General features: G+C 55.0%; 7 protein-coding genes, 1 rRNA gene, 1 pseudogene and 1 riboswitch. Of the genes and pseudogenes, 3 read left to right on the top strand and 6 right to left on the bottom strand.

The window, feature by feature from the left end:
- From CKF42_RS17125 to btuB, 3 genes are all read right to left on the bottom strand, one after another.
- Positions 1-345 (bottom strand): 16S ribosomal RNA (locus CKF42_RS17125); the annotation flags it as partial.
- A gap of 397 nt (positions 346-742) precedes the next feature.
- Positions 743-1594 (bottom strand): glutamate racemase, encoded by an 852-nt coding sequence (gene murI / locus CKF42_RS17120; RefSeq protein ID WP_111208719.1) that lies wholly within the window; start codon positions 1592-1594, stop codon positions 743-745.
- Positions 1539-3419: a TonB-dependent vitamin B12 receptor BtuB gene (gene btuB, locus CKF42_RS17115; protein ID WP_111208718.1), complete on the bottom strand. Its 1881-nt coding sequence runs from the start codon at positions 3417-3419 to the stop codon at positions 1539-1541. The genes murI and btuB overlap by 56 nt, the downstream gene beginning before the upstream one ends.
- A 70-nt stretch (positions 3420-3489) precedes the next feature.
- Positions 3490-3672, bottom strand: a riboswitch (cobalamin riboswitch).
- A 110-nt stretch (positions 3673-3782) separates the two neighbouring features.
- Here btuB and trmA point away from each other — a divergent pair.
- Complete coding sequence (gene trmA / locus CKF42_RS17110; protein ID WP_111208717.1) at positions 3783-4886, top strand: tRNA (uridine(54)-C5)-methyltransferase TrmA; 1104 nt, start codon at positions 3783-3785, stop codon at positions 4884-4886.
- A gap of 40 nt (positions 4887-4926) precedes the next feature.
- Here trmA and CKF42_RS17105 read toward each other — a convergent pair whose 3' ends face one another.
- Positions 4927-5280 carry a YijD family membrane protein gene (locus tag CKF42_RS17105; protein ID WP_009087994.1) on the bottom strand — a complete coding sequence of 118 codons (354 nt, stop codon included), beginning with the start codon at positions 5278-5280 and terminating at the stop codon, positions 4927-4929.
- 17 nt (positions 5281-5297) lie between these two features.
- Positions 5298-5942 carry an HTH-type transcriptional repressor FabR gene (fabR, locus tag CKF42_RS17100; RefSeq protein WP_009087996.1) on the bottom strand — a complete coding sequence of 215 codons (645 nt, stop codon included), beginning with the start codon at positions 5940-5942 and terminating at the stop codon, positions 5298-5300.
- Between the two features lie 192 nt (positions 5943-6134).
- Here fabR and sthA point away from each other — a divergent pair, with 192 nt between their 5' ends.
- Positions 6135-7535: a Si-specific NAD(P)(+) transhydrogenase gene (sthA, locus tag CKF42_RS17095; RefSeq protein ID WP_009087998.1), complete on the top strand. Its 1401-nt coding sequence runs from the start codon at positions 6135-6137 to the stop codon at positions 7533-7535.
- Here sthA and oxyR read toward each other — a convergent pair.
- A complete protein-coding gene (oxyR, locus tag CKF42_RS17090) occupies positions 7518-8435 on the bottom strand; it encodes a DNA-binding transcriptional regulator OxyR (RefSeq protein ID WP_009088000.1) in 918 nt (305 codons plus the stop codon). The genes sthA and oxyR overlap by 18 nt on opposite strands.
- 122 nt (positions 8436-8557) lie before the next feature.
- Between oxyR and CKF42_RS17085 the strand changes: the two are divergent.
- A pseudogene (locus CKF42_RS17085) lies at positions 8558-9292 on the top strand (glutathione peroxidase).
- Positions 9293-9356 lie beyond the last annotated feature (64 nt).

Here is a 9356-nt window from a genome sequence, read left to right as displayed (position 1 = left end):
CCGTAGGAGTCTGGACCGTGTCTCAGTTCCAGTGTGGCTGGTCATCCTCTCAGACCAGCTAGGGATCGTCGCCTAGGTGGGCCATTACCCCGCCTACTAGCTAATCCCATCTGGGCTCATCCGATAGTGAGAGGCCCGAAGGTCCCCCTCTTTGGTCTTGCGACGTTATGCGGTATTAGCCACCGTTTCCAGTGGTTATCCCCCTCTATCGGGCAGATCCCCAGATATTACTCACCCGTCCGCCACTCGTCACCCAAGAGCAAGCTCTCTGTGCTACCGTCCGACTTGCATGTGTTAGGCCTGCCGCCAGCGTTCAATCTGAGCCATGATCAAACTCTTCAATTTAAAGTTTGATTTGCTGAAACCAGTTCAGCGGTGCTCATCTGTAAAACGTCATAATGAATTTCATTATGTGTTCACTCGTGAGGCTTTGATATTTTTGTGCGTCCGGGGACGCTGATATCAATCCTGCGAGTGCCCACACAGATTGTCTGATAAATTGTTAAAGAGCAGTGCCGCGTTTTCCTGCGGCGCGGGCTGCGTATATTACGCTTTCCGCATTGTCAGTCAAGCATTTATTTTCGCTTAACTCACTGGTTCGTATGATTTCGAACCACTTAACGCGACGCTTCGTAAGCCGTTGTGCCGTGTCAGTGGAGGCGCATTATAGGGAGTTCTCGGAGGCTGACAAGTGCTAATTTCAAATAAAATTCCGAGTGCTGTTTTTTTCAGCTAAAAGCCCCTAAAGCGCCAGTTTTTCCAGCAACGGGAAGCCATAACGGTGTAAAACGGGTGATAATTGTACCGCTTCGCCATCCAGCTCCGTACAGAACGCGACGTTCTGCTGTGAGGAACGCACCTCAGGTGCTTCATGCTCCAGCAGCCAGACCGTACGTCGGGCGATTGCCGCACCGGAATCAATCAGGCGCGTTCCTTCCGGCAGGACCTGTTGCAGCTCTTCACGCAGTAAAGGAAAGTGAGTGCAGCCTAAAACCACCGTGTCAGGCGGTTCCGCCATCCGCAGCCATGGCTGAACAATACGCCTTACCTCATCCAGTGCCACTTCCCCGCCATGCAGCTTGGCTTCTGCCAGCTCCACCAGCTCCGCCGATCCCAGCATCTCAATTTTGCAGGCGCCAGCAAACTGTGCCACCAGCTCATGGGTATAAGGACGGCGAACGGTTGCTCTTGTCGCCAGCAAGCCCACGACACCATTACGCGTCAGGCGCGCAGCCGGTTTAATCGCCGGAACGACGCCTACAACAGGAAACGAAAAGTGTTCACGCAATGCAGGCAGCGAAACCGTGCTGGCGGTATTGCAGGCGATGATGACTAATGAGAGAGGCGTGCGGCGGGTAATGGCCTCAACGATGGCGACCACCCGCTCCACGATAAAGGATTCGCTTTTCTCACCATAAGGGAAGCCGGCGTTATCGAAGGCGTAGAGATAATGAAGATCCGGCAGTAGCTGACGGACCTCATCATAGACAGAAAGCCCACCGACGCCGGAGTCAAATACCAGCACGGTGGGTCGCAAATCAGAAGCTGTAGCTGCCGCTGAGGTAATACTCTCGTCCTGGAGTCTGATAGCCATACGCTGTCTCGTAATCTTTATCGAACAGGTTGGCAATTCTACCACGAACTGTGAGTTGTGAAGTGACAGGATATGAGACGGCGAGATCCCACAGACTGACGCCACCTTCCCTGACGCGGCGGCTGGGCGTGCTGTTGAAATCCGTATCGTAGCGGTCGCCCAGATAGTGATAGGTCACGGACCAGTCCGCGTCATACAGCGTCCAGTCGAGTTGATACTTCACCTGCTGTTTTGCCCGGCGAACCAGCGGCTGGTTGGTGCTGCCATCCCGCGCATCGACATAATCATAAGAGAGCTGATGCGTCAGTGGCCCGGTATCAAAGCCTGCCGTCGCTTCCACGCCTTTAATACGCGCCTGCTTAATGTTGTAGTACCGGAAGGTCGCCGGATCGCCATCAATCAGGTTATCGATGTCATTGCGGTAGCCCGACACGCGCCAGCTGACCGGCCCGCTCAGCCCTTCAAAGCCGCCTTCCCACTGTGTACTTTTTTCCGGTTCGAGGTCCCGATTACCATAAACCGGGCTGTAAACCTGTGACAGATTCGGCGCTTTAAAGGCGGTGCCATAAGAGGCGAATGCACGGTAGCCCGAGATAAACTCCCAGGAAGCTGCCGTCTGCCAGGTGTTATGCCAGCCGAACTGATTGTTATCGTCACCGCGTACCGCCCCTTCCAGCGTAACCGTGCCGAACTGCTGCTGGCCGGTCAGGTAGAGGCCGGTGTTACGCTGTTCATACCCCTCTGACAGAGTATTGGTGCCTGGCTCAGTGGTCTCTTTCTGCCAGTCGACACCGGCGCTGATGGCGCCCTGCCCCACCTGCACGGTGTTGCCCCACTGCAGATTGTACTGGGTGACATCATCAAACGTAGAGGCGGCACCGTAGCGGCCATTGCGCGGGTCGTAGTTGATATCTTTGGTATGCCCATAGCTGGCGATGAGCTGAGTCGAGTAGAAATCACGGTTAAAGCGTAAACCGGTGTCCCAGGTCTGACTGTAGAGCTGGCGGGTGTCCGGCAGACCGATGATGTTGGTATAACTCTCATCGTAGCTGTATGCCCCGTCATAGGCGGTGCGGTTATCAAATCCGTAGCCGCGCACAAACCCACTCAGCTCATCGCTGAACTGATGCTCAAGATTGCCATAGAGGGTTTTGCTCATGAATCCGTCGCGGTCGTGCTGTGCCGGGCCATAGTTACTGGGATAACCCGCTACCACATCATATCCTCTGGTGTAGGTATAGTTGCCTGCCAGGGTCAGCGTTGTGGCGTCGCTCAGCCTCTGCTGGGTAGAGCCATCATAAGATTGATAGCCATTGGAGCCCATGCCCGCCGTCAGCGTGGTTCCCGGCTGCGACCGGCCGGTGATGATATTAATTACGCCGCCAATGGCATCAGAACCGTAGACGGCAGAACGTGCCCCGCGGATATATTCGATACGCTGCACCAGGGTCAGCGGAATCTGGCTGAGATCGGACGAACCACTGATTCCGGCCTGATTCAGCCGGATGCCATCAATCAGGATCAGGACATGGCGGGACTCGGTGCCGCGAATAAACAGGGAGCTCTGCTGACCTAATCCGCCGTTTTGCGCCACATCGACACCCGGCAGACGGCGCATCACATCCGCCAGGCTTTTAGCCTGCCAGCGCTCAATCTCATCGCGCGTCACGACGGTGGTGGGTGCCAGTACGCCAGAGACAGGTTCAGCAAAACGGTTAGCGGTCACGATTTGCGTCTCATCATTTGCCTGAGCAAACCCGTTTTGCGCCCAGAGAGAAGCCGCCGTTGCGCTCAGAGCGAATAGCGATACACTTTTTTTTATCATTTTTAAATCGCATCCATAAGACGAAGCAGGATGCCGCAGGCCGACAATCGATAGCACGCGATGATTGTACGAGTAGCGACGTTACACCGGCAGGTCTTCGGGCTGGGAACCATAAATGATGATGACTTCCCATCCCGCAGGACAGTGTCTGCTATTGCACTCATCACGACATTCCTTACCGCTGCGCGTCAGCTCCAGATTTACACTGGATTCCCTATTAACTCAGGCTGAGGCCGGCGTCTGCAGTCTACGGAGTGGCGATTCGGAAGTCCAGATAGCCGGAAATCATCGCTCTGCGGGACTGGACATCAGCAAGTGAATGCCTACAATCGCCCGCTGGTAAGCTATTAATCAGGATTGCTCATGACACCCGAACATCTCCCCATTGAAGAGTATGACGCACAGCTGGCGGAAAAAGTCAGTCGTTTAGAGACGATGATGACGCCGTTTGCTGCGCCCGACGTGGAGGTGTTCCGTTCACCGGTCAGCCACTATCGGATGCGCGCAGAGTTCCGGCTGTGGCACGACGGTGATGATATCTATCACATCATCTTCGATCAGCAGACGCGCGAACGGATCCGTGTCGATCAGTTCCCTGCGGCCAGCCAGCTGATCAACCAGCTGATGCCAAAGATGATCGCCGCGATCCGCGATAACCGTACTCTGCGCCACAAGCTGTTCCAGATCGACTATCTCTCGACCCTGAGCAATCAGATTGTCATTTCGCTGCTCTACCACCGCAAGCTGGACGACGAGTGGCAGCAGGCCGCCGCCGCGCTGCGCGATCGGCTGCGTGCAGAAGGGCTGGATGTGCAGCTGATTGGCCGCGCGACCAAAACGAAAATCTGTCTCGATCGCGACTACGTTGACGAACGTCTGCCGGTGGCGGGCCGCGAGCTTATCTATCGCCAGGTCGAAAACAGTTTTACCCAGCCTAACGCGGCAATGAATATTCAGATGCTGGAGTGGGCGCTGGATGTCACCCGGGATTCACAGGGGGATTTGCTGGAACTCTACTGCGGCAACGGTAACTTCTCGCTGGCGCTGGCACGCAATTTCCGCCGTGTACTGGCCACGGAAATCGCCAAACCTTCCGTGGCATCGGCGCAATACAATATCGCCGCTAACCAGATCGATAATGTGCAGATTATTCGCATGGCGGCGGAAGAGTTTACCCAGGCGATGAACGGTGTCCGCAGCTTTAATCGTCTGGAAGGCATTGATCTGACCAGCTACGACTGCGAGACGATTTTTGTCGATCCGCCGCGCAGCGGACTGGATGATGAGACAGTGAAGATGGTGCAGGCTTATCCGCGCATCCTCTATATCTCCTGCAATCCTCAGACCCTGAGCGACAACCTGCAGACGCTGGCGCAAACGCACGACATCGCGCGCCTGGCGCTGTTTGACCAGTTCCCTTACACCCATCATATGGAATGCGGTGTTCTGCTGACGCGTAAAGCCTGAAGCATAAACAAAAACGGGAACCCTGCGGTTCCCGTTTTTTTTACTGATTACGCTTGCGCTTAAATCGCGTTGCAATCCAGAACACCAGCGCCACCATCAGAACAGTGGGGATGAAGTTGGAGCCCATGTCCGGGTATTCTGCCCGCACCAGCGCGCTGTAAACCAGAATCCCCAGCAGGAAAAAGGCGGCTGCCAGGCCCGGCATCCCCTCCGGCATGTTGGTGTTGAGGTAACGCTGATGCAGACACCAGGCCGCCAGGCCCAGTGCAATCAGCGGAAAAATGGAAAAGGGAACAAAGGCGCTGAACAGCACAGAAAACGAGCCGTTAATCGCTAAGCCGGTAATAAAAGCCAGTGCCAGTGTGCCTTTATCGCGGGAAGCCGGGTGGGTCATGGACGGATCCTTACTCATTACTCTTCGGGTTTTTCCAGGGTAACCGCGAGACGCTCCTGCTCCCGGCGGTACCAGTAATAGGCGCCTTTGGCGATCATACGCAGCTGTAACACCAGCCGATCCTCAAGCTTACGACGCTGCTCAGCATCAACATCCAGTGCTTCTGCACCGGCGCTGAAGACAATGGTCACCATCGCCTCAGCCTGCGCTTCGGTAAAACTGCGCGGCATGCGATTTTCGACCTCAAGATAGTCAGCCAGTTCAGCGATAAAGTGCTGAATTTCACGCGCCACGGCGGCACGGAAAGCGGCGGAGGTGCCGGAACGTTCACGCAGTAACAGGCGGAAAGCGTTGGGGTTGTTGCCGATGAACTCCATAAAGGTCGACACCGACGTTTTAATGATGCTGCCGCCTTTGGCGATACGCTGGCGCGCCTGGCGCATCAGCTGTCGCAGCATGAGCCCGCTTTCATCCACCATCGTCAGGCCCAGCTCATCGACATCCTTGAAATGACGATAAAAGGAGGTGGGTGCGATACCTGCCTCGCGGGCAACTTCCCGCAGACTCAGGCTGGCAAAACTGCGTTCGGCGCTGAGCTGACTGAACGCTGCTTCAATCAGTGTACGTCGTGTACGTTCTTTTTGTTGCGCTCTGACGCCCATTCTCTCTGCCTTTAGCGGTGTTAGGCAGGCACTATATCAAAAATTTCAGCGTACAGATTGGCAATCTTTGTCACCGCCTGTGAACCTCACTCTTTGTCAAACTGTGATGAAAATCGCTGATAGAATTCAGAAGTGCGCGACGAGATGTTAGAATCTCGTTGTAAAAATGTATAAATAATAGGACGTATCGGTATGCAAAAGTCTTACGATTACGATGCCATTGTGATTGGCTCAGGGCCCGGCGGTGAAGGGGCGGCGATGGGGCTGGTAAAACAGGGAGCGCGCATCGCCGTGATCGAACGCTACCATAACATCGGCGGCGGCTGCACCCACTGGGGCACCATCCCCTCTAAAGCCCTCCGTCACGCCGTCAGTCGCATTATCGAATTTAATCAGAACCCGCTTTACAGCGATCACACCCGACTCCTTCGCTCCTCTTTTGCCGACATTCTCAATCACACGGAAAACGTGATCAGCCAGCAGACGGCCATGCGTCAGGGCTTCTACGAGCGTAACCGCTGCGAACTGTACCAGGGCGATGCGCATTTTGTTGATGCCAACACCATTGAGATTGAACAACCTGATGGGACGCGTGAGCGGCTGACGGCAGAGAAATTTGTCATCGCCTGTGGTTCACGTCCTTACCATCCTGACGATGTCGACTTTACCCATCCCCGCGTCTATGACTCAGATTCCATTCTCAACCTGCATCACGAACCGGGACACGTCATCATTTATGGCGCCGGCGTGATTGGCTGTGAATACGCCTCGATTTTTCGCGGTCTGAACGTCAAGGTTGACCTGATCAATACCCGCGATCGTCTGCTGGCGTTCCTCGATCAGGAGATGTCTGACTCGCTCTCCTACCACTTCTGGAACAGCGGTGTGGTGATTCGTCACAACGAAGAGTTTGAGAAGATTGAGGGCGTGGAAGATGGCGTCATCATCCACCTGAAATCCGGCAAGAAAGTGAAAGCGGACTGTTTGCTTTACGCCAACGGCCGAACCGGCAACACCGATTCCCTGTCGCTGGAAAATGTCGGTCTGGAAGCGGATGGCCGTGGCCTGCTGAAAGTCAACAGCATGTATCAGACCGCGCAGCCGCACATCTATGCGGTCGGTGACGTGATTGGCTATCCGAGTCTGGCCTCTGCCGCTTACGATCAGGGCCGCATTGCCGCGCAGGCGATTATTAAAGGAGAAGCGTCAGCGCATCTGATTGAAGATATCCCGACCGGTATCTACACCATTCCGGAAATCAGCTCTGTGGGCAAAACCGAGCAGCAGCTGACCGCCATGAAAGTGCCCTATGAAGTGGGACGCGCGCAGTTCAAACATCTGGCGCGGGCGCAGATTGTGGGGATGAACGTCGGCAGCCTGAAGATCCTGTTCCACCGGGAAACCAAAGAGATTCTGGGGATCCACTGCTTTGGTGAGCGTGCCGCCGAGATTATTCACATCGGTCAGGCGATCATGGAGCAGAAAAATGGTGGCAACACGATTGAGTACTTCGTGAATACCACCTTTAACTATCCGACGATGGCGGAAGCCTATCGCGTGGCGGCGTTAAACGGCCTAAACCGCCTGTTTTAACGTCGTGTCGAGATAGTGCTGCATGTGGGTTTTGATTGCTTCTGCCAGCTGTTCATAACGGCTGCGCAGAGGCGAACCCGGCCGATAAACCAGCGCAATCGTGCGTTGTGGTACCGGCTTGTAGCACGGAAGATAGCAGACCCCATCGCGGATACGTTCCGGCGGAACCGCCAGCGCCGGTAACAGTGTAATGCCGCTGCCTGCTGCCACCATATTGCGCAGCGTTTCCAGACTGGTTGCCCTGAAATGGGTATCTTCGTCGGCACCCGCCTCAAAACAGAATCCCATCGCCTGGTCACGCAGACAGTGCCCATCTTCCAGCATCAGTAATTTCTCGCCCGCCAGATCGGACATCGGTACCCGATCGCGGTCGCGCCACGGATGATCTTCGTAGATCGCCAGCTTCATCGGTTCATCAAACAGCGGAACCTCAATAAAGGCCTGGCTCTCTTTGACCAGCGCCACAATCGCGCAGTCCAGTTTGCCGCTGTCGAGCTGTGCCAGCAGCTGCTGCGTCTGAGCTTCATGCAGATACATTTCCAGTTTCGGGAACGTCTGGTGCAGCATCGGGATAATCTGTGGCAACAGGTAGGGGCCGGTGGTCGGGATAAGGCCGATATGCAGCGGGCCTGACATCGCTTCCCCTTGCTGACTGGCCATCTCTTTCAGCACTTTTACTTCACGCAAAACCGTGCGCGCCTGATCTACCAGCAGCAAACCGGCCTGGGTAAACAGCACTTTACGGCTGGTACGCTCCAGCAGCATCACACCCAGCTCATCTTCCAGCTTGCGGATCTGCCCGCTTAACGTTGGCTGACTGACATGACACGCATCTGCCGCACGGCGGAAATGGCGATATTCAGCAAGTGAGACCAGATATTCAAGATCACGAATATTCATTATTACCCTCCAAACCACGATAGCCCGTGGCGATAGATAGAATAGCAATGAACGATTGGCCCTATCAAGGGCGGTTCGGAATAATGCGCGCATCAAATGGAAAGGGGTTATCAGGAGAAAAAATGTTTGCAAGTCAGGAAGGTAAAGCCATTCCGTCCGTCACGTTTCATACGCGCTAGGACGACCGCTGGGTCGATGTCACCACAGAATCGCTGTTCAAAGACAAAACGGTGATTGTTTTTTCCCTGCCGGGTGCCTTTACCCCTACCTGCTCATCCAGTCATCTGCCGCGTTACAACGAACTAGCGGGCCTGTTTGCCCAACATGGCGTGGACACGATTCTCTGCGTCTCGGTCAATGACACCTTCGTGATGAACGCCTGGAAAGCCGAACAGCGGGCAGACAATATTACCTTCATTCCTGATGGCAACGGCGAGTTCACCCGAGGTATGGAGATGCTGGTTGAGAAAGCCGATCTCGGTTTTGGCCCGCGCTCATGGCGCTACTCCATGCTGGTACGTAACGGCGTGGTGGAGAAAATGTTCGTTGAGCCGAACAAGCCTGGCGACCCCTTTGAGGTCTCCGATGCCGATACCATGCTGCGCTATCTGGCCCCGGAGTGCAAAGCACAGGAGTCAGTCTCCATCTTTACGAAACCTGGCTGCATCTTCTGCGCCCAGGCAAAACAGATGCTGATGGATCATGGCATCCAGTATGAAGAAATTGTGCTGGGTCAGGATGCCACAACCGTAAGTCTGCGTGCCGTATCAGGCCGGGCGACGGTGCCGCAAATTTTCATGGGCGGTCGTCATATTGGCGGCAGTGAGGATCTGCAGCAGTTCCTGCTGTCAGCGTAAGAGAATCTTAGCGTCGGCCGGGAGAGCGGGCGCTTTGATGATGTGCCTATAATAAAGTAGTAAT

The organism is Pantoea sp. ARC270 (assembly GCF_003236725.1).
Lineage (GTDB): Bacteria > Pseudomonadota > Gammaproteobacteria > Enterobacterales > Enterobacteriaceae > Pantoea > Pantoea anthophila.
This window is presented reverse-complemented; position numbering and strand designations above follow the sequence as displayed.

Coding starts and splice junctions, on each gene's coding strand:
- murI (WP_111208719.1), bottom strand. CDS start 1,594: ATGGCTATCAGACTCCAGGACGAGAGTATTACCTCAGCGGCAGCTACA.
- btuB (WP_111208718.1), bottom strand. CDS start 3,419: ATGATAAAAAAAAGTGTATCGCTATTCGCTCTGAGCGCAACGGCGGCT.
- trmA (WP_111208717.1), top strand. CDS start 3,783: ATGACACCCGAACATCTCCCCATTGAAGAGTATGACGCACAGCTGGCG.
- CKF42_RS17105 (WP_009087994.1), bottom strand. CDS start 5,280: ATGACCCACCCGGCTTCCCGCGATAAAGGCACACTGGCACTGGCTTTT.
- fabR (WP_009087996.1), bottom strand. CDS start 5,942: ATGGGCGTCAGAGCGCAACAAAAAGAACGTACACGACGTACACTGATT.
- sthA (WP_009087998.1), top strand. CDS start 6,135: ATGCAAAAGTCTTACGATTACGATGCCATTGTGATTGGCTCAGGGCCC.
- oxyR (WP_009088000.1), bottom strand. CDS start 8,435: ATGAATATTCGTGATCTTGAATATCTGGTCTCACTTGCTGAATATCGC.